The organism is Gallibacterium genomosp. 1 (assembly GCF_001678575.1).
Taxonomy (GTDB): domain Bacteria; phylum Pseudomonadota; class Gammaproteobacteria; order Enterobacterales; family Pasteurellaceae; genus Gallibacterium.
On sequence record NZ_JTJP01000012.1, the window covers coordinates 18,452 to 39,368 of the forward strand.

General features: G+C 39.9%; 17 protein-coding genes. 12 read left to right on the forward strand and 5 right to left on the reverse strand.

Annotation, left to right across the window (positions count from 1 at the left end; translation table 11 throughout):
- Nucleotides 1–2: 2 nt before the first annotated feature.
- The 12 genes from murE (at nt 3) to lpxC (ending at nt 14,502) form a co-directional block, all read left to right on the forward strand.
- Entirely contained in the window at nt 3–1,469 is a 1,467-nt protein-coding gene (gene murE, locus QV04_RS03315) for a UDP-N-acetylmuramoyl-L-alanyl-D-glutamate--2,6-diaminopimelate ligase (protein ID WP_018346126.1), read from the forward strand.
- Nucleotides 1,470–1,481: 12 nt separating this feature from the next.
- Nucleotides 1,482–2,876 (forward strand): UDP-N-acetylmuramoyl-tripeptide--D-alanyl-D-alanine ligase, encoded by a 1,395-nt coding sequence (murF, locus tag QV04_RS03320; RefSeq protein ID WP_065230942.1) that lies wholly within the window; start codon nt 1,482–1,484, stop codon nt 2,874–2,876.
- Nucleotides 2,870–3,952: a phospho-N-acetylmuramoyl-pentapeptide-transferase gene (gene mraY, locus QV04_RS03325; RefSeq protein ID WP_013745297.1), complete on the forward strand. Its 1,083-nt coding sequence runs from the start codon at nt 2,870–2,872 to the stop codon at nt 3,950–3,952. The genes murF and mraY overlap by 7 nt, the downstream gene beginning before the upstream one ends.
- A gap of 18 nt (nt 3,953–3,970) precedes the next feature.
- The gene (murD, locus tag QV04_RS03330; protein WP_065230943.1) at nt 3,971–5,293 is read left to right on the forward strand and encodes a UDP-N-acetylmuramoyl-L-alanine--D-glutamate ligase; all 1,323 of its coding nucleotides are present in this window, start codon (nt 3,971–3,973) and stop codon (nt 5,291–5,293) included.
- Nucleotides 5,294–5,306: 13 nt separating this feature from the next.
- On the forward strand, nt 5,307–6,482 hold the full coding sequence (ftsW, locus tag QV04_RS03335) for a putative lipid II flippase FtsW (RefSeq protein WP_039092926.1): 1,176 nt from the start codon (nt 5,307–5,309) through the stop codon (nt 6,480–6,482).
- Between the two features lie 9 nt (nt 6,483–6,491).
- The gene (gene murG / locus QV04_RS03340) at nt 6,492–7,541 is read left to right on the forward strand and encodes an undecaprenyldiphospho-muramoylpentapeptide beta-N-acetylglucosaminyltransferase (protein ID WP_065230944.1); all 1,050 of its coding nucleotides are present in this window, start codon (nt 6,492–6,494) and stop codon (nt 7,539–7,541) included.
- Between the two features lie 9 nt (nt 7,542–7,550).
- On the forward strand, nt 7,551–8,993 hold the full coding sequence (murC, locus tag QV04_RS03345) for a UDP-N-acetylmuramate--L-alanine ligase (protein WP_065233153.1): 1,443 nt from the start codon (nt 7,551–7,553) through the stop codon (nt 8,991–8,993).
- Nucleotides 8,993–9,928: a D-alanine--D-alanine ligase gene (locus tag QV04_RS03350; RefSeq protein WP_065233154.1), complete on the forward strand. Its 936-nt coding sequence runs from the start codon at nt 8,993–8,995 to the stop codon at nt 9,926–9,928. The genes murC and QV04_RS03350 overlap by 1 nt, the downstream gene beginning before the upstream one ends.
- On the forward strand, nt 9,925–10,755 hold the full coding sequence (locus QV04_RS03355; RefSeq protein WP_065230947.1) for a cell division protein FtsQ/DivIB: 831 nt from the start codon (nt 9,925–9,927) through the stop codon (nt 10,753–10,755). The genes QV04_RS03350 and QV04_RS03355 overlap by 4 nt, the downstream gene beginning before the upstream one ends.
- A 2-nt stretch (nt 10,756–10,757) precedes the next feature.
- Entirely contained in the window at nt 10,758–12,059 is a 1,302-nt protein-coding gene (gene ftsA, locus QV04_RS03360; RefSeq protein ID WP_065230948.1) for a cell division protein FtsA, read from the forward strand.
- Between the two features lie 255 nt (nt 12,060–12,314).
- Nucleotides 12,315–13,529: a cell division protein FtsZ gene (gene ftsZ / locus QV04_RS03365; RefSeq protein WP_039173630.1), complete on the forward strand. Its 1,215-nt coding sequence runs from the start codon at nt 12,315–12,317 to the stop codon at nt 13,527–13,529.
- 55 nt (nt 13,530–13,584) lie between these two features.
- On the forward strand, nt 13,585–14,502 hold the full coding sequence (gene lpxC / locus QV04_RS03370; RefSeq protein ID WP_065230949.1) for a UDP-3-O-acyl-N-acetylglucosamine deacetylase: 918 nt from the start codon (nt 13,585–13,587) through the stop codon (nt 14,500–14,502).
- Between the two features lie 191 nt (nt 14,503–14,693).
- Here the strand turns inward: lpxC and QV04_RS03375 are convergent, their stop codons facing one another.
- The 5 genes from QV04_RS03375 to lolA all read right to left on the reverse strand — a co-directional run bounded on the left by QV04_RS03375 (nt 14,694) and on the right by lolA (nt 20,915).
- On the reverse strand, nt 14,694–15,716 hold the full coding sequence (locus QV04_RS03375) for an ABC transporter ATP-binding protein (protein WP_065230965.1): 1,023 nt from the start codon (nt 15,714–15,716) through the stop codon (nt 14,694–14,696).
- Between the two features lie 2 nt (nt 15,717–15,718).
- Nucleotides 15,719–17,365 carry an ABC transporter permease gene (locus tag QV04_RS03380; RefSeq protein ID WP_231924153.1) on the reverse strand — a complete coding sequence of 549 codons (1,647 nt, stop codon included), beginning with the start codon at nt 17,363–17,365 and terminating at the stop codon, nt 15,719–15,721.
- A 73-nt stretch (nt 17,366–17,438) separates the two neighbouring features.
- Entirely contained in the window at nt 17,439–18,449 is a 1,011-nt protein-coding gene (locus QV04_RS03385) for a Fe(3+) ABC transporter substrate-binding protein (protein ID WP_065230950.1), read from the reverse strand.
- A gap of 486 nt (nt 18,450–18,935) precedes the next feature.
- Nucleotides 18,936–20,282: a replication-associated recombination protein A gene (locus tag QV04_RS03390; RefSeq protein ID WP_065230951.1), complete on the reverse strand. Its 1,347-nt coding sequence runs from the start codon at nt 20,280–20,282 to the stop codon at nt 18,936–18,938.
- A gap of 18 nt (nt 20,283–20,300) precedes the next feature.
- Nucleotides 20,301–20,915, reverse strand: coding sequence for an outer membrane lipoprotein chaperone LolA (gene lolA, locus QV04_RS03395; protein WP_065230952.1), 615 nt, complete (start codon nt 20,913–20,915; stop codon nt 20,301–20,303).
- Nucleotides 20,916–20,917: the final 2 nt, after the last annotated feature.

Below are 20,917 nucleotides of genomic sequence, written 5' to 3' on the forward strand. Positions count from 1 at the left end.
CGATGCAGCGATTAAATCAATATTTTGCGATTTCATTACCGGAACAGCCGTTGAACCACTTGCAGTTGGATAGCAGAGCAGTTCAGTCAGGCGATGTTTTTATCGGGCTAATCGGGCATCAGCTTGACGGCAGAAAATTTGCAGCACAGGCAGTTGCCGCCGGTGCAGCTGTTGTTATTTTAGAAAGCGAAGATCCGCAAGATCAGGCACGAACTGAATGGCACGACAATATCCCTTTCATTTATGTTTATCGGCTTGCTCATCAATTATCTTCCTTAGCCGGTGCTTTTTATCATCATCCTTCACAAAAAGTCACGTTAGTGGGCGTTACCGGCACCAATGGTAAAACCACAGTTGCCAATTTATTAACGCAATGGACACATTTGTTAGGCAAAAAAAGTGCGGTAATGGGGACGATCGGTAACGGTTTTTATCAGCAGGTTAAAGCGGCGACCAACACCACCGGCTCAGCAGTGGAAATTCAGCGTAATTTGGCAGAGTTTGTGGCGCATCAAGCTGATTTTGTAGCAATGGAAGTTTCTTCTCACGGTTTAGTGCAACATAGAGTAGACGCGTTGCAGTTTGCGGCAGCGGTATTTACTAATTTAAGTCGGGATCATCTGGATTATCATCACACTATGCAGGCTTATGCCGATGCCAAGAAAATGTTATTTACCGAGTTTAATGTGCCGAATCGTATTATTAATGCGGATGATGAGGTCGGTAAACAGTGGTTGCAACAAATGGATGATGCGATTGAGGTGAGTCTGCAAAGTGATTTTCAGCCACAACATAAACGTTGGTTAAAAGCGACAAATTTGGTTTATCACCAACAAGGAGTAACAATCACTGTTGATTCAAGTTGGGGCAAAGCCGTTTTCCATTCGCAATTAATTGGCGAATTTAATGTCTGTAATTTGTTGCTAGCAACGGCAACGTTGTTGTCGTTAGGATATTCGCTTTCTTGCTTGAGCGACAGTGTCAATCAGTTGCAAGGTGTTTGCGGCAGAATGGAGTGTTTTACCGCAGAAGGCAGACCGACGGCTATTGTCGATTATGCGCATACGCCGGATGCTTTGGATAAAGCGTTGCGGGCAGCACGTTTGCATTGTGACGGACAGTTATGGTGTGTTTTCGGTTGTGGCGGTGATCGTGACAAAGGCAAAAGACCGCAAATGGCGAAAATTGCCGAACAGCTTGCCGATCATATTGTGATTACCGATGATAATCCACGTACTGAAGATGCAGCAGCAATTATTAATGATATTGTGCAGGGTCTAGACTTTCCAAATAACGCTACTATAATTCACCAGCGGAAACAGGCTTTGGTTTATGCTTTTGCCTGTGCCAACGCCAATGATGTGATTCTTGTTGCCGGAAAAGGTCACGAAGATTATCAAATTATCGGGCATACTAAGCATCATTTTTCTGATCGTGAAATCGTTTCTCAATTATTAAATTTTACATAGATAGCATAACGAATGATAAAAGTGAGTTTTGCTGCTTTAAGTGAGTTGTTGTCAGCGAAAGAGGTGAACCCGCCTTCGGCTGAGCTTGAAGTGGATAAGGTAACAACAGATAGCCGCACAGATTGTTGCGGCAGTGTTTTCTTTGCTTTACGTGGAGAAAGCTTTGATGCACACCGTTTTTTGGCGCAAGTATCGCAACAGGGTGCAAAAATTTTGGTAGTTGAACAGGCTGATCCGGCTGTTTCGGTGCCTCAGTTGGTGGTTGCCGATACCAAAAAAGCGTTAGGACAGCTGGCGTTGTGGGTGCGTCAACAGGTCAATCCGAAAGTGGCAGCGATGACCGGCTCGTCAGGTAAAACTACGGTCAAAGAGATGACAGCGGCGATTCTGCAACAAACAGCAAAAAATGCTGATGAGGTGTTGTTTACTGCCGGTAATTTTAATAATGATGTCGGTGTGCCGTTGACATTATTAAGATTAACTGATCAACACCGTTTTGCTGTGATTGAATTGGGCGCAAATCACGCCGGTGAAATTGCGTATACCACGCAATTAGCCAGACCGGATGTGGCATTAGTGAATAATGTTGCGCCGGCGCATTTAGCCGGTTTTGGCTCGCTACAAGGTGTTGCAAAAGCAAAAGGCGAAATTTATCAAGGTTTAACTGAAAATGGCATTGCGGTTATCAATCAAGACTGCAACTATTTGCCAATGTGGCAACAAAATATTGCGCAACATCCAATCAAGCGTTTTTCTCTTACTCATTCTGAAGCCGATATTTATGCGAGAGCGATTCAACACACAAATATCGGTTTTTCATTTGTGCTTTGTACGCCGCAAGGCGAGATTGAGATCGAATTGCCTTATTTAGGGTTACATAATGTCAGCAATGCCTTGGCAGCCGCATCATTGGCGATCGCTTTAGGCGCAACTTTGGATGATGTAAAAAAAGGTCTGGCATTAGGAAAACGGGTGAAAGGGCGTTTATTCCCGATTGAAGTCAATTCTCAACTCACTTTGCTTGATGATACCTACAACGCCAATGTTGATTCATTAAAAGCGGCAATTTCTGTGTTGCACTCCGCACCGCAGCAAGTGAAAGTGTTGGTCGTCGGGGATATGGCGGAATTGGGAGAGAGTACGGAACAATGTCATCGGCAAGTGGCGGAGGCGGCATTGAATGCAAACTTGGATCAGGTGATGAGCTTTGGTCAATATAGTCGCGTGATTAGTCAAACCTGTGGTGGCAAACATTATCAGGATAAGGCGGAATTAATTGCCGATTTACAGCAGTATGCGGCGCAACAAATGAAAGCCGGAAAAACAATTTTAATATTAGTTAAAGGATCTCGTTCTATGAAAATGGAACAAGTGATTGATTCATTTAAAGGTTTTGAACAATGTTAGTTTGGGTTAGTGAGTTTTTAGTTCGATATCACACATTTTTTAATGTTTTTTCATATATTACCGTACGCGCTATTTTGGCGTTATTGACCGCCTTATTATTCTGTTTGTGGATCGGACCGAAAGTGATTCGTAAACTACAGTTATTGCAAATCGGTCAGGTGGTGCGTAATGATGGACCGGAAAGCCATTTTAGCAAACGTGGCACACCGACAATGGGCGGCATTATGATTTTGGCTTCCATTGGTGTCAGCACCTTGTTGTGGGCGAGCTTGGATAACCCTTATGTCTGGTTTGTGCTGTTTGTGCTGTTTGGTTATGGTGCGGTCGGTTTTGTAGACGATTATCGTAAAGTTGTGCGTAAAAATACGGATGGTTTGATCGCTCGCTGGAAATATTTTTGGCTTTCGGTGATTGCCTTTGTGGCAGTAATCGGGATGTACCTGCTCGGTAAAGATAGCAATGCCACATTGTTGGTTGTGCCGTTCTTTAAAGAGATTATGCCGCAACTTGGTTTGTTCTATATCGTGTTATCCTATTTTGTGATTGTCGGTACCAGTAATGCTGTGAATTTGACGGATGGATTGGACGGTTTGGCGATTATGCCGACCGTGTTGGTATCAGCCGCATTTGCTTTAATTGCGTGGGCGACCGGTAACGTGAATTTCGCTGATTATTTGCATATTCCATACATTAAATACAGTGCCGAATTGGTGGTGGTTTGTACTGCAATGGTCGGTGCGGGATTAGGTTTCCTTTGGTTCAATACTTATCCGGCACAGGTTTTTATGGGAGATGTCGGTTCGCTCTCATTAGGTGGTGCAATTGGTACAATCGCGGTATTGGTGCGCCAAGAGTTTCTGTTAGTTATTATGGGCGGTGTATTTGTTATTGAAACGCTATCGGTTATTTTGCAGGTCGGCTCATATAAATTAAGAAAACAGCGTATTTTCCGTATGGCGCCAATTCATCACCATTTTGAATTGAAAGGGTGGCCGGAACCTCGTGTTATCGTGCGTTTCTGGATCGTTTCTTTAATTTTGGTGTTACTCGGCTTAGTAACATTGAAGCTACGTTAACTGTGGTTGGAGGCGAAAATGGCAAATCAATATAACTATACAGGCAAAACAGTAACAGTAGTGGGATTAGGAAAAACCGGATTATCCTGTGTTTCTTATTTCGCAGATAAAAAAGTGAATTTACAGGTGATTGACACCCGAGGAAAACCGGCAGGTTTGGATCAATTGCCGGCAGACATTGCCGTACATACCGGCGGTTTAAATCAGGAATGGCTGTTGCAGAGTGATTTGATTGTGTTAAGTCCGGGCATTTCATTAAAAACCCCGGAAATTCGCAAGGCGAGTGAAAAGGGTGTTGAAATTGTTGGCGATATTGAACTTTTCTGTCGTGAAGCGGATGCGCCGATTGTGGCTATTACCGGTTCTAACGGTAAAAGCACCGTTACTACCTTAGTTTATGAAATGGCGAAAGCGGCAGATTTAAATGTTGGTATCGGTGGCAATATCGGCATTCCGGCATTATCGTTGCTAGGCAAAGGTTGCCAGTTATATGTGCTTGAATTATCAAGTTTTCAATTAGAAACCACTTACAGTTTAAATGCGGCAGCGGCAACCATTTTAAATATTTCTGAAGATCATATGAACCGTTATGATGATATGGAAGAGTATCGTCAGGCGAAATTACGCATTTATCGTCACGCAGAAACGATTGTGGTTAATAATGAAGATCGGGCAACTTATCCGGATTATCGTGAACCGCAACATCGTTTGTTGAGTTTTGCGGAAAAACACGCCGATTATTATTTACAGGAGATGTGGGGGCATACTTATTTAGCAACTGACAGCCGTTTGTTGTTGGATGTTGAGAAAATGAAATTGATTGGTCGTCATAATTATATGAATGCGTTAGCGGCGATTGCATTAGCTCAAGAGGTCAAAATTCCACAGCAAGGCATCATCGATGCGCTGCAATCTTTTGCCGGTCTGGATCATCGTTTTCAAACGGTACATTATGAAAACGGTGTGCGTTGGGTGAATGACTCTAAAGCGACCAATGTAGGCAGTACTGAAGCAGCATTGAACGGTTTGCAGGTGGCAGGTAATTTATATCTATTATTGGGCGGTGACGGCAAAAAAGCGGATTTCAGCGATCTTAAACCATTAATCAATAAACCGAATATTTTCTGTTATTGCTTCGGTCAAGATAAATTGCCGTTGGCAGAGTTATCATCACAAAGTGTGGTGGTGGACACTATGGAGCAAGCGATTGAGCAGATTAGACCGAAATTAAAAGCCGGCGATATGGTACTGCTTTCCCCGGCTTGTGCGAGTTTGGATCAATTCCCGAATTTTGAAGTGCGTGGGCAAGAATTTGCACGTCTGGCAAAACAGTCAAATTGAGAGATAGAAGCGGATGTTGTCTAAGTTTAAAAACTGGTTTGATCGTTGGGGAAGAATTACACCACACTCTTCTCTTTATGATCGTGCGCTATTTTTGCTATTTATCATTTTATTGTTTATCGGCTTTGTTGCAGTAACCACCGCCTCTTTTCCGGTGGCGGCAAAACTTTATGACGATCCGCTCTATTTTACGATTCGTGATGCGGTTTATATTGTTACCGGTTTAGCCTGTTTCTTTTTTGTGTTGCAGATTCCGACCGAAAAATGGGAAAAATGGAGTCATTGGCTTTATTTGTTGGCATTGTTGTCGCTGATTGTGGTGCTGATTGTCGGTAGAAATATCAATGGTGCAACGCGTTGGATTTCGCTCGGTTTTGTTAATTTCCAACCGGCGGAATTAGCGAAATTAGCATTAATTTGCTATTTATCCAGTTTTTTTGTGCGTAAATATGATGCCGTTTTGACAAAAAAGCTAATCTTCGGGCGCCCTACTTTGGTTTGCGGCATTTTAATTATTTTCCTGCTTTGCCAACCGGACTTAGGAAGTAGCGTTGTTTTGTTTGTGATCACTTTCGGTATGCTGTTTGTGGTCGGTGCAAAACTGTTCCAGTTTGTATTATTAATAGGAATGGGTGCCAGCGCGATTATGTTCTTAATTCTGATTTCGCCTTATCGAATGAAGCGTGTGACTTCCTATTTGGATCCGTTTGCCGATGCTTTCGGTTCGGGTTACCAGTTGTCAAATTCATTAATGGCGTTCGGTAATGGTGAGTTTTGGGGGCAAGGTTTAGGTAATTCGGTATTAAAATTGGAGTATTTGCCGGAAGCGCATACTGACTTTGTTATGGCGATTATTGGTGAAGAGTTCGGTTTTGTTGGTATTTTGTTGATTATTATTTTGCTGTCCGCTTTGGTATTCAGAGCATTTAAGATCGCGAAAGAATCCCTAAAACTTGAAGCCCGTTTCCGTGGTTTTTTTGCCTTTGGTATCGGTTTTTGGATTTTTTTCCAAGGCTTTGTCAATTTGGGCGTAACTATCGGTTTATTACCGACCAAAGGATTGACCTTCCCATTAATTAGTTATGGTGGTTCAAGTTTAATTATTATGTGTGTCGCGATGGGGATTTTATTGCGAATTGATCACGAAAATAGAATGGCAACAGGGCACGCACATTTACGAGATGATTAAGAGAGTATTATGACGAAAAAATTACTAGTTATGGCAGGTGGCACCGGCGGACACGTTTTCCCTGCGATTGCAGTTGCTAATGTATTGCAACAACAAGGGTGGCAGGTTGAATGGCTTGGTACGAAAGATCGTATGGAGGCACAGCTTGTGCCGAAACACGGCATTGCTATTCATTTTATTGAAATTTCCGGATTGCGCGGTAAAGGTATAAAAGCATTATTAGCGGCACCGTTTAAAATTTTACGGGCAATATTGCAGGCGAGAAAAATTATTAAAACTTATCAGCCGGATGCCGTTTTAGGCATGGGCGGTTATGTTTCCGGTCCGGGCGGTGTAGCGGCAAAATTGGCAGGGGTGCCGATTGTTTTACACGAACAGAATGCGGTTGCCGGTTTGACAAATAAATGGCTGGCAAAAATTGCAACACGTGTGTTGCAAGCTTTCCCGACCGCTTTTGCCGATGCCGAAGTGGTCGGTAATCCGGTGCGTGCCGATCTCTTTGCTTTGCCGACACCGCAACAACGTTTCAGTCAGCGAGAAGGGGCGTTACGTATTTTGGTTGTCGGAGGCAGTCAAGGCGCAAGAGTCTTGAATCTATTAATGCCGAAAGTGGCAGCACAATTAACAAAAGATGTGGTCATTCGACATCAAGCAGGGAAAGGTAACAGTGAAGCGATAAAAGCGTTGTATCCGCAAAATATTAATGTGAATGTTTCTGATTTTATTGATGATATGGCGGCAGCTTATGCGTGGGCTGATGTGGTGATTTGTCGTTCCGGTGCACTAACCGTGTGTGAAATCGCCGCTGCCGGTGTGCCGGCGATTTTTGTGCCGTTCCAACATAAAGATCAACAACAGTATCTTAATGCACGTTATTTAGCAGATGCCGGTGCGGCGGAAATTATCCAACAAGCCGAGTTAACCCCTGAACGGGTGGTTGAACTTTTGCAAAAATGGGAGCGTCCAACTTTATTGGCTATGGCAGAAAAAGCACAATCCAAAGCAGCACCGACGGCAGCACAGCGAGTGGCGGAAACGATTATTTCAGTGACTAATTAAGAGAGTAGTATGGAAGATAAGATTAAACAGAATTTTCAACATCAAGTTCGTATGGTTGTGCCTGAAATGCGCCGAGTGAAGCAGATCCATTTTGTCGGAATTGGTGGTGCTGGAATGAGTGGCATTGCTGAAGTCTTATTAAATGAAGGTTATCAAATCACAGGTTCAGATATTCAGGAAAATGCAGTAACTCTACAGTTGGCAGAAATGGGTGCAAAAATTTTTTTACAGCATAGTGCCGACAATATTGCAGGAGCAAGTGTAGTTGTAGTTTCTAGTGCGATTAAACCAGATAATCCAGAAGTGATTGCCGCACGTAAAGCAAGAATTCCTGTTATTCAACGTGCACAAATGTTGGCAGAAATTATGCGTTTTCGTCACGGTATTGCAGTGGCAGGTACTCACGGTAAAACTACAACAACTGCAATGATCGCTACTATTTATGCTCAGGCGAAATTAGATCCAACTTTTGTTAACGGAGGGTTGGTAAAATCTGCCGGTACAAATGCCCATTTAGGTTTAAGTCGTTATCTGATCGCAGAGGCGGATGAAAGCGATGCATCTTTCTTACATTTACAGCCGATGGTTTCAGTGGTAACTAATATTGAACCGGATCATATGGATACTTATCACGGTAATTTTGAAGAGATGAAACAAACTTATATTAATTTCTTACATAATTTGCCGTTTTATGGTTTAGCTGTGTTATGTGCTGATGATCCTGTGTTACAGACTTTATTACCTAAGGTTGGTCGCCAAGTGATTACTTATGGTTTTAGTAACAAAGCGGATTATCGTATTGAAGATTATAGTCAAACCGGTTTTCAAGGGCATTACACCGTGATTTGTCCAGATGGACAAAAAATGGAAATTCTGCTTAATGTACCGGGCAAACATAATGCTTTAAATGCAACTGCGGCATTGGCGGTGGCAAAAGAAGAAGGTATTGATGATGAATCTATTTTAGTAGCATTAGCAGATTTTCAAGGTGCTGGTCGTCGTTTTGATCAATTGGGTTATTTTATTCGTCCTAATGGTAAAGTGATGTTAATTGATGATTATGGACATCATCCGACTGAAGTAAATGTGACTATTCAGGCAGCGCGTCACGGCTGGGAAAATAAACGGATTGTAATGATTTTCCAACCTCATCGTTATAGTAGAACACGTGATCTTTTTGATGATTTTGTGCAGGTATTATCACAGGTTGATGTATTGATTATGTTGGATGTTTACTCTGCAGGGGAAGCCCCGATTGCAGGTGCTGATAGCCGTTCTCTCTGTCGATCAATTCGTAACTTGGGTAAAATAGATCCAATTTTCTTAGCTGATCCGGAACAACTACCAGAAATTATGGATCAAGTATTGCAAGATGGTGATTTAATTTTAGCACAAGGAGCCGGAAGTGTAAGTAAGCTGTCTCGTCATCTTGTCGAATTATGGAGTAAATAATGGATATTGAACAATTAAAACAACAAAAAATAGCAGTATTACTAGGTGGAACTTCGGCAGAGCGTGAAGTGTCATTAATTTCGGGAGTAGCGGTATTGAAAGCGTTGCAGGATGAAGGCTTTAAAGATGTACACGCTATTGATCCTAAAGTGTTTCCGGTGGAAGATTTGAAAAAACAAGGCTTCCAACGTGTATTTAATATTTTGCACGGACGTGGTGGTGAAGATGGCTCTTTGCAAGGTTTATTGGAGCAGTTGGGGATTCCCTATACTGGCTGTGGGGTGATGTCCTCTGCATTAACAATGGATAAGATGCGCACGAAGTTATTGTGGAAAGCTGTTGGTTTGCCGGTTGCTGATATGGTGGTAATTACCAGAGAGACTCGCTCACAACTTGATGCGCAGGCGATTGTGGATAAACTAGGGTTGCCGTTAATGGTTAAGCCATCATTAGAAGGATCCAGTGTCGGTTTGACAAAAGTTAAACATAAAGAAGAGTTAGCGGCAGCAGTGGATAACGCATTAACACACGATGATACGGTATTGATCGAAGAGTGGCTTGCTGGACAGGAGTTTTCTGTGCCGGTATTGGGCGGTAAAGTGTTACCTTCTATTTTAATTAAACCAGCAGGTGAATTTTATGATTATGATGCTAAATATCTTCTCGATAGTACGCAATATTTTTGTCCATCAGGTTTAAGTGAAGAGCGTGAAAGCGAATTGAGAAGTTTAGTTAAACAAGCATATGATATTGTTGGTTGTCGAGGATGGAGCAGAATTGATGTAATAACTGATGCACAAGGGCATTTTCGTTTGGTTGAAGTGAATACTAATCCGGGAATGACTAGCCACAGTTTGTTCCCAATGTCAGCTAAAGTGGTTGGTTATAGTTTTTCTCAATTAGTAGTAAAAATTTTGGAGTTAAGTGCTGAATGAGAAATCGCACAAAATATTCTCGTTCCGTTTATTACCGAGAACCTAATGAGAAAAAACGAATATCTCAAGTTGATTTAAAAACTTGGATAAAGTTTTTTTTATTTTTGTTTATTATTGGTATTGGCTATTACACTTACTCACATCGTACAGAATTATTTGAAAAATTGGATCCAATGCCAATTAGCTCATTTAATTTAGTTGGTAAAACACAATTTACTACAAATAATGATGTACGTGAAATGTTGAAAAAATATTCGGAAAGCCATCAGGGATTGAGAGGATATTTTGCTCAAGATGTTGAATCTATTGAAAAGATGTTTGAGTCGCTTTCGTGGATTAAGACGATTTCCATTCGTAAAATATGGCCGGCGCAATTAAATATTAATGTAGTGGAATATGTTCCTGTAGCTAAATGGAATCAGGTTAATTATTTAACAGCTGATGGAACAATTTTTAGCTTACCAAAAGAAAAAATTAATGATGAAAAACTGCCTAATTTATCTGGTCCAGATTTTCAAGGAATAAATGTATTAAAGACTTGGTATGAATTAGGCAAAATTTTGCAAGGTAAAAATATTAATTTAAAAATTGTCAGCATTGATGACCGTGGCTCGTGGAACGTAACTTTATCTAATGATATTATATTGAAGCTCGGGCGAGGCGAATGGAAAGAGAAAATTGATCGTTTTTTAACGATTTATCCACAAATAGAAATTCCTGAAAATAAAAAAATCGCTTATATTGATTTAAGATACAATACAGGAGCAGCGGTAAGTTTTACTGATGCGCCTGAAAATATAACGGCACAAGATATATTAAGTGAATAATTATGGCTAAGATTGATGAACCCCAAATAATAGTCGGCTTGGAAATCGGAACTTCCAAAGTCATTGCGGTTGTCGGTGAGTTATTGCCGGACGGTGTAGTAAATGTTATCGGTGTAGGAAGCTGCCCTTCAAAAGGAATAGATAAGGGAAGTATTACTGACTTAGAAGCAGTAGTAAATTCTATTCAGCGTGCAATTGAAGCGGCGGAATCGGTTGCGGATTTGAAATTAATCGCACGAGTGACATTAGCTATTACAGGGGAACATATTCAAAGCCTGAATGAAAGTGGTTTCGTGCCTTTATCGGGTGAGGTTACGCAGGCGGATATTGATGAGTCAATGCATATTGCCAGCTCAGTGAAAGTCGGCGATGGTTTAACCGTACTTCACGTTATTCCGCAAGAGTTTTCTGTTGACCGTCAGATGAATATTAAAAATCCATTAGGATTGCAAGGTGTTCGACTAACCGCACAAGCCCATTTGATCGCTTGCCATCAGGATTGGTTAATTAATTTGCGTAAAGCAGTAGAGCGTAGCGGATTAATTGTTGATCAAATCGTCTTTTCCGGATTGGCGTCCAGTTATTCGGTATTGAGTGAAGAGGAAAAAGAGCTTGGCGTTTGTTTGATAGATATTGGTGCCGGTACAATGGATATCCTTGTCTTTACTGATGGTGCATTGCGTTACAGTAAAGTTATTCCTTATGCCGGTAATCGTGTAACCGATGATGTGGCACAAGGGATTTATACCTCACGCAGCAATGCCGAAAACATTAAAGTAAATTATGGCAGTGCAGTGCTGTTATCTGCGTCAGAAAAGCGCACATCTCCGGATAAACTGATTGAAGTGCAAGGCATTGGCGGACGCCCACCAAGAGGTTTAACCAGAGAGGATTTATCTATTATTACTTCAGCACGTTATAGAGAGTTGCTAGGAATGGTGGATAAAGAATTACGACAGTTAAAACAAGAGTTAAAAAATAATAATGTAGCTTCAGATTTAATTGCTGGTGTAGTGTTGACCGGTGGTGGTGCATTGATTGATGGGATTTTAGATTGTGCTACAGAGGTGTTTGGGCAACAGGTTCAGGTGAAAATTGGTACTCCATTGAATATTACCGGCTTAACTGATTATGTTGATAAACCGCAATATGCCACTGTATTGGGATTACTGCAATATACTTACTACAATGGCGAATCACAACAGCCTCTTAAATCAAAAGGTATAGGCAAAGAGCTATCAAAAACTAATAAAGTTGCAGGATTTTTGAAAAAATTTATTGATAAAGTGAAGTCTGAGTTTTAATACATAAATTTAGTCATTAATTTAAAAAGGAGAAGAATGAAGTGTTTATTGATGAAATTAACAAAAGAGTAGTAAAGTGAGTAATATAGGTATGCAATATTATGAAATAGTCAGAGTAAGATCGGCGTAATAGTCTGTTAGTGGTTATAAAATAACACTAAAATAAAGTTTACGTTTTGATATTATTGATTTTTGGCATACAATAAATGGAATAACAAATCGTTTTAAATGGTTATATAAAAGAGAGAAACAATTATGTTAATTGAGCCTATTATTGATGAAACCACAGCGGATGCGGTCATCAAAGTCATTGGCGTCGGTGGTGGTGGCGGTAATGCCTTAAACCATATGGTGCAGGATGAATTTAAAGGTGTTGAATTTTTTTCCGTAAATACGGATGCGCAAGCATTGCGTAAAAGTTTGGCACAGCAAACTATTCAAATCGGTGCTGAGATTACTAAAGGCCTAGGAGCAGGAGCAAAACCAGAGATAGGTCGTCAGGCAGCGGAAGAAGATCGTGAAGCGTTACGTAGTATGCTCGAAGGCGCAGATATGGTTTTCATCGCAGCTGGTATGGGTGGTGGCACTGGAACAGGTGCTGCTCCTATTATTGCGGAAGTGGCAAAAGAGTTGGGTATTTTAACTGTTGCTGTAGTAACTAAGCCGTTTAAATTTGAAGGTAGAAAACGGATGCAGTTTGCTGAGTCTGGTATTCAAGAATTAGCAAAATATGTTGATTCTTTAATTACTATTCCGAATGACAAGCTTTTGAAAGTTTTGGGTAAAAATATCAATTTCCTTGAGGCATTAGCAGCTGCAAATGATGTGTTGCGTAATGCGGTGCGTGGTATTTCTGATATTATTACTTCTCCGGGGTTTATCAATGTTGACTTTGCTGATGTCAAAACAGTAATGTCTGAAATGGGATATGCGATGATGGGAACCGGTATTGCAACTGGGGAAGTGGGTGATGGGCGTGCTGAAAAAGCGGCTCAGGATGCGATTGCTAGCCCATTATTGGAAGATATTGATATCTCCGGCGCAAAAGGGGTATTGGTAAATATTACCACTAGCGGATTTAATTTTGGATTAGGTGAATTTGAAGCAGTTGGTGAAACTATTCACGCATTTGCTGCAGAAGATGCAACGGTTGTTATCGGTACTAGTGTGAATCCGGAATTACCGGAAGATGAATTACGGGTTACTATTGTGGCAACAGGCATCGGCGGTAGAGTGAAAGATGAATCTCAAATTAAGATTGTTTCAAATAATACTCAAGCGCAAGATGCGAAAGCAAAACAGTTTGCTTATAATATACCACCTCTTGGTGAAACGACTCGCCCAGATCAGTTTGGTTCGAGAACAGACTCAACCGTAACTTCAACTAGCGGTAATGCAGTGAAAAAACCGGCATTAGATGAGGCTAAATTATTTGATTTACCAACATTCTTGCGTGATAACGCAAATTAAATAAACAATGAAAAGTTTCAATGTGCAGTAAGTTGCATTGATAACTGGAGTAATTATGATTAAACAAAGAACGCTTAAACAGAGTATAAAAGTAACAGGTATCGGTCTTCACAGAGGTAAAAAAGTAACGTTAACTTTGCGTCCTGCACCAGTAAATACAGGTGTTATTTACTGCCGTACTGATTTACCTGAAGTAGTTACTTTTACAGCAGATCCTAATATGATCCGCGATACAATGCTTTGTACTTGTATGATCAATGATGATGGTGTGCGTATTTCAACTGTTGAACATTTAAATTCTGCGTTAGCTGGGTTGGGTATCGATAATATTATTATCGAAGTTGATGCACCGGAAATTCCAATTATGGATGGTAGTGCAAGTCCATTTGTCTATTTGTTATTAGATGCAGGAATTGAAGAGCAGAATGCTGCGAAGAAGTTTATTCGTATTAAGAAAACTGTTCGTGTTGAAGATGGTGATAAATGGGCGGAATTTAAACCTTATGATGGTTTTAAATTGGATTTCACGATTGATTTCAAACATCCCGCTATTGGTAAAGATGTTGCTCATTATCAGCTAAATTTCTCGACAAAAGCATTTATTCAACAAATTAGTCGTGCAAGAACATTCGGTTTTATGCGTGATATTGAATACCTTCAGGCTAATGGTTTAGCTTTGGGAGGAAGTTTGGATAATGCGATTGTGTTAGATGATTACCGTATTCTTAACGAAGAAGGTTTACGCTTTAAAGATGAACTAGTTCGTCATAAATTGCTTGATGCTATCGGTGATCTTTATATGGCAGGGCACAATATCATCGGAGAGTTTACAGCATTTAAGTCAGGACACGGTTTGAATAATAAATTAATTCGTGCGGTGTTAGCTGATCAGGAAGCGTGGGAATTAGTATCTTTCGATGAAAATGAATATGCAACACAAGGTTATTTAGCAGCGAATCAAGTATTAATTTAAAATCATATTGTTTCTCTCATCATAAAAAACGCACTTTATGTGCGTTTTTTTTGAATAAAACTAAAGCTTTTACTGTATCTCATAAATGTTCTCCACAAAATGTGACTTTGAAGATGATATTAAGACATTAGAGAAAATACGCTCTTGTTATACAGTAATTTAAATGAATCACTTAAGAACTTGACGAATTATCATAAATAGTATGGGAAGATAATAGGTTCAAAAGTAGGACTAAGTGATAGTTTTACTTTTGCTCCTAAGGACAACATTTTTTGACTTGTTATATTTATCTGGAAATCTTCTGATTGGACTAAATATCTGTAATGAGATCCAAGAAATCTTTGTTGAATAACTTTTCCCTCAATACCTGAACCATCAATTTTTATTTTGATTTGTTCAGGCCTAACCAATAAATAACTTTTGCTATCTGATGATATTTTAGGGTAAGGATGATAGCCAAAGAGCGATTGATAACCACCTTCTTCTTTATATTGGCACGGTAGATAGTTAGTTTCACCAAGAAAGTTTGCTATAAAAGGGCTATTAGGTTGTTGATATAGTTGGCTTGGTGTACCTATTTGGCAGATGACGCCTTTATCCATAATGGCTAATTTATCAGCAAATAAAAACGCTTCTTCTTTACTGTGAGTAACAAAAATCGCAGGAATATGCTGTTGTTTCAAAATGATACGAATTTCTTCAATCATTTGGTGACGCACTTGGCTATCAATGTTTGAGAAAGGTTCATCAAGTAATAGTAATTTAGGGCAGCAAGCTAAGGCTCTAGCAATAGCAACACGTTGCTGTTGTCCGCCAGAAAGCTCGTGTGGATAACGTTTTTCTAACCCTTGCAGATGTACAAGTGAGGTCATTTTTTGCAGTATTTTTTGTTGCTCTGGTGATGGCTTTTGGTGCAAACCAAAGAGAATGTTTTCGCTAACGGTTAAATGTGGAAAAAGAGCATAGTCCTGAAAAATCAGTCCAATTTCACGTTGATTGGCTTCAAGATGACCAATCTCTTTCCCTTGTAAATAAATTTTGCCCGAATGAAGGGGGATTAGTCCTGCAATCCCTTTGAGCAAAGTTGTCTTCCCACAACCGCTCGCCCCAAGTAGGCAGATAATATCGTCATTTTCAATACTTAAATTTAGATTTTGTAATATGTTTTGTTGCTGATAAGAGCAAGTCAAATTAGTAATCGTTAAGGTATTCATCATCACAGGCTTCTCGTTGATTTCAGTAAGGATCGGGTCAAAATTAATACGGGGACGATGCCAACTAAGATCAGTACCAACGCGGGCAGTGCTGCACGTTCTAGTTGTTCGTCAGAAGTAAAGGTAAAAACGTACGTTGCTAGCGTATCAAAATTGAAAGGCCGTAATAAAAGTGAGGCATTAAGCTCTTTCATACTTTCAATAAATACTAATAATAAGGCAGTGAAAATGCCTTTTCTCATTAATGGGAAATGAATTTTTTGCCAAATGGCTAAGGGTTTATGCCCGAGTATTTTGCCCGCCATATCTAATGAGGGTGGGATTTGATTGAGGCTAGTTTCGAGGCTTCCTAATGCCATTGCGGAAAAGCGAATGAGGTAGGCGGCGACTAAAGCAAAAATCGATCCTGAAAAAAACAAGCCGACAGGGGAAAGCCCGAACCATTTTACGAGGCTGTTTACTTGGTGATCGGCAAAGGTGAATGGAATGAGTAAACCGATGGCTAAAACTGTTCCCGGAATGGTATAACCGAGCGCAGAAAGTTTCAGACTTTGTGTGGTGAGTTTATTTGGATAAAAGCGTGCAAGGAAGTGTTGTAGTAGAGCGATAAGCACACAAAATACCATTGCTAATCCTGAAACGAGCAGACTATTTTTGCTGTATTGCCAGAAATATTCATTCCACGTTTGATCAAAATACAGTATTGACCAATAAATTAGTTGAAATAGAGGAATAAAAAATGCAAAAGTAATTAAAACAAGACAAAAAATAAGCAATAGTTTAGCTGAAAATGTTAAGGGGCTTGTACTTGCCGTGCCTTGACCACTACGTTGATAATAACGTTGTTTGCGACGAGCGTAGCGTTCAAGGCTTATAAAAAGTAGTAATAAGCCGAGCATAAAGAGTGAAATTTGTGCCGCTGCGTGCAAATCACCAAAGCCGAGCCAAGTATCATAGATTGCGGTAGTCAGCGAGGGAATGGCGAAAAAAGCGACTGTACCAAAATCCCCTAGGGTTTCCATTGCCACTAAGGCACAGCCTACGGCGATAGCTGGGCGGATTAACGGTAGTGTAATTTTATAGAGGATACGCCATTGATTGGCTCCCAGTAATTTTGCACTTTGTTGTAAGTGTTCTCCTTGTTCCATTAATGCCATTCGGGTGAGCAAAAAAATGTAAGGGTAGAGCGACAAGGCAAGGATAAAGCACGCGCCGCCAAGGCTACGAATGTTGGGAAACCAGTAATCTTGTTTACTTTGCCAATCAAACACATTTCGTAAGGTTTGTTGCACGATACCGGGATAATCAAGAAAATCAGTGTAAAGATAAGCGGATAAATAGGCTGGAATAGCCAGCGGTAAACAGAGTAACCATTGTAAAAGGGTTCTACCTGAAAAATGGTAACGGGAAACCAAAAAAGCACAAGGTAAGGCAAAACACGCACTGAGTAAGGTTGTGCCAAGCACTAAAAACAATGAGTTAATGAGATAATCGGTGAACACCGTTTCCCATAAATGTTGCATACTTTGCAACGAACCGCTCAAGGCGGAAGCCAATAAGGCGAAGATTGGCAAAAGAAAGAAACTTGCCAAGCTACAGGCGAATAAAAGGGCAGTCAGTTTAGAATACGTTTTTTTATTATCTAACATTGTCTAGGTGATAAAAAGATAGCCTATTTAAAGGATCAGCAATAGGCTATCATAAATTTGTATTATTAGAAAATTAGAGATCAAATTTCACTTCATCAATGAGTTTGAGGGCATTTTCATAATTTTCCGAGATTTTTTCGAGCGGTAAATTATCTTGCTTAAACTCACCCCACGATTGTACGAGTTTTGATTTCTCGACAGAAGGTTTTACAGGGTATTCGTGGTTTAGCTCCGCATAAAGATGCTGTGCTTTATCGCCACTCAAAAACTCCACTAATTTTACCGCATTGTCTTTATTTGGAGCATATTTCGCGATCACCACGCCACTAATATTCATATGTGTACCGACAGTTTGTTGGTCTGGATAGTTGATATAAGCCGCTTCCGCCCAGCTTTTTTGTTTTTCATCTTCAAGCATTTTGCCGTAATAATAGCTATTGCCTAAAGAATAATCACAAACGCCCTCTTTAATCGCTTTCACTTGATCGCGGTCGCCACCTTGTGGTTTTTGGGCGAGGTTCGCTTTTAATCCTGTTAAAAAGGCTTTGGCTTTTTCTACGCCATCGTGTGCGATCATTGAAGCCACTAACGACACGTTATAAGAATGCTTTCCTGAACGCACACACACTTTGCCTTTCAACTCAGGTTTAGCTAAATCGTAGTAAGTGAAACTTGCAGGAAGTTTGCCAACACGATCTTTTGAAGAATACACCACGCGCGCACGGCTAGTTAATGCAAACCATTTGCCTTGGCTATCGCGGAATTGTGCAGGAATGTTGCTATCTAACACCTTGGATTGAATAGGCTGAGCTAGCCCTGCATTAACAATTTCCATCACGCGGCTAATATCCACGGTTAATAATACATCAGCAGGGCTAAGTTCGCCCTCTCTTTTTACACGCTCAACAAGCCCTTTATCGGCATAAATAAAGTTTACTTTTATGCCACTTTCTTGTTCAAATTGTTTTAAAATCGGTTCAATTAGATAAGGTTGTCGGTAAGAATATACATTTACTTCATTTGCAGCGAAGGCAGAAGTGGCAAAGGTCGTGAGACAAGCAATAGCGGATAATATTTTTTTCATTTGGATACTCCATAGTTAGTTTACATTTTCCAGCCGTTTAATTTTTACAACACATAGGCTATAAATAGTATTCATAATACGATAGGCAAAAGTAGTGCATATTATTAATTAAACGACCATCTTTATTCGTAGTGCTATTCATACCGCTATCCCGCTTTAGATTTGACTAAAATATTTTTCAGCGTGATTTGAAAAGCAAGATTGATTGTACCTAAAATCACAAATAAGTAAATGAAAATTATTCTCATAAATATAAAAATTAACAAATTAATTCACTATTATTTCTATAGCAACGCTTTGATAAAATTATTGTCACTCAGACGAGTTGGCTAATTTGGTGTTAGATTTTTTGTAGTATCAGTAGCAACATTTTTAAATATGTTGGCAGAGAGGTTTGTTAAACGTGAAATATTAGAGAAAGTAGGGCTATTTCAATATTGCTATTCTGGTGGGAATGTAGGGCTAATCTAAAATAGCCCTATTTAGTTATACTATGATTTTTTTATGTTTTGCCTCTTCATCTAATTGAGCTAGCCAATCCAATTTTTGTTTAATTTTGATCTCCATTCCACGCTCATTTGGAAAATATAAGCGTGTTCCTTTTAGAGGCTCTGGAAAATAATTTTCATCAGCGGCATAAGCATTTGGCTCATCATGGGCATAACGGTAATTTTTACCTATGCCCATATTTTTCATCAGAGTTGTTGGTGTATTACGCAAATGTAAAGGCACATCAAAATCAGGATATTGTGTTGCTAGTTGCTTTGCCTTTTTGAAAGCAAGATAAACTGCATTACTTTTCGGTGCTGCGGCTAAATAAACAATAGCTTGAGCGATAGCTCGTTCACCTTCCGCTGCACCGACACGTGTGAAGCAATCCCACGCATTCAATGCAACCTCCATTGCTTTTGGATCAGCATTGCCTATATCTTCTGAAGCAATCGCTAATAAGCGGCGAGCAACATAAAGTGGATCACCGCCGGCAGTGATAATTCGAGCATACCAGTAAAGTGCAGCATCAGGAGCAGAGCCACGGACAGATTTATGCAATGCTGAAATCAGGTCATAATAACGGTCGCCTTGTTTATCAAAACGTGCTTGTCTTTCTCCTAACGTATCAACTAATAATTGCTTTGTTAGCACTTTTCCTTTTTGGGGAGTTTCCTCTGCCATATCAACCATTAACTCCAAGCAGTTTAATGCCAAACGAGCATCACCATTTACATATTCTGCCAGCATTTCTAACAAACCATCTTCAAGAGTAATGACTTGATTGCCATAACCGAACTGATTATCCTGTAAAGCTCGTTGCAACACTTCAGTAATCTCATCAATATTAAGAGATTTTAAAAGATAGACTCTAGCGCGTGAAAGTAACGCACTATTTAATTCAAAAGAAGGGTTTTCTGTGGTTGCTCCGATAAAGATAATAGTGCCGTCTTCAATATAAGGTAAAAAGGCATCTTGCTGAGATTTATTAAAGCGGTGAACTTCATCTACAAATAATAATGTTTGCTGACCGATAAATTGGTTCTGTTTAGCACGCTCTATTGCTTCTCGGATTTCTTTCACGCCACTGGTAACGGCAGAAAGATATTCTACTTTTGCATTTAAGCGATGGGCAATAATTTCAGCCAGTGTCGTTTTACCAGTGCCAGGCGGCCCCCAGAAAATCATAGAGTGAATATTTCCGCTTTCAATTGCTTTGCGTAATGGTTTTCCTTTACCAACTAGATGAGTTTGACCAAAATAATTATCTAATGAGGTTGGACGCATTCTTGCAGCTAAAGGGCGAAAATCATCAGCAGAAAAATTTAAATCAAGCGTTTCCATTTAGCACCTTAACAATCACTATTTTTTACGTTGATCGTCCAATTCTACACCTTTCGGCAAGGTGAACTTAAATGTTGAATCGGGTAAAACTGAGGTATTAATATTGCGTAAAATATATAAATTTGCTTGACCATCTTTTTCGATAGTACTAAAGCTATTTAATAATCCGCTAGCATTAATACGAATAGTAAATTGTTTGATATTGCTCTTTTGATCAATTGGCGTAAGTGTAAATACATCCTGTTTTTGCTCTACCTGATAGTTTGCCCAATGATGTTGATCATCACTGGTTAATAAAACGAACGGTGTATTATTTACCGCATCGCTTACCCAATTGGCTGTTGCTTGCTCAACAAAAGGATCGTAATACCATAATGTTTTGCCATCTGAAATCATTTCGCTCTCTTGTGGAGAGCTAATGACCATTTTAAATAAATTTGGATGTTTAATTTGTAAAGTACCTTCACCTTGTTGTACTACTTTTCCTTCCGCATCGGAAACTCGTTGTTGGAACTGACTGCTCAGTGAATCAATTTTAGATAAACGCTGTTGCAATTCAGATTTTGCATTGGCAAAAACAGTAGAATTGCAAATTAAGCCGAATAAAGCACAAAATGTCAGTAATTTTTTCATTG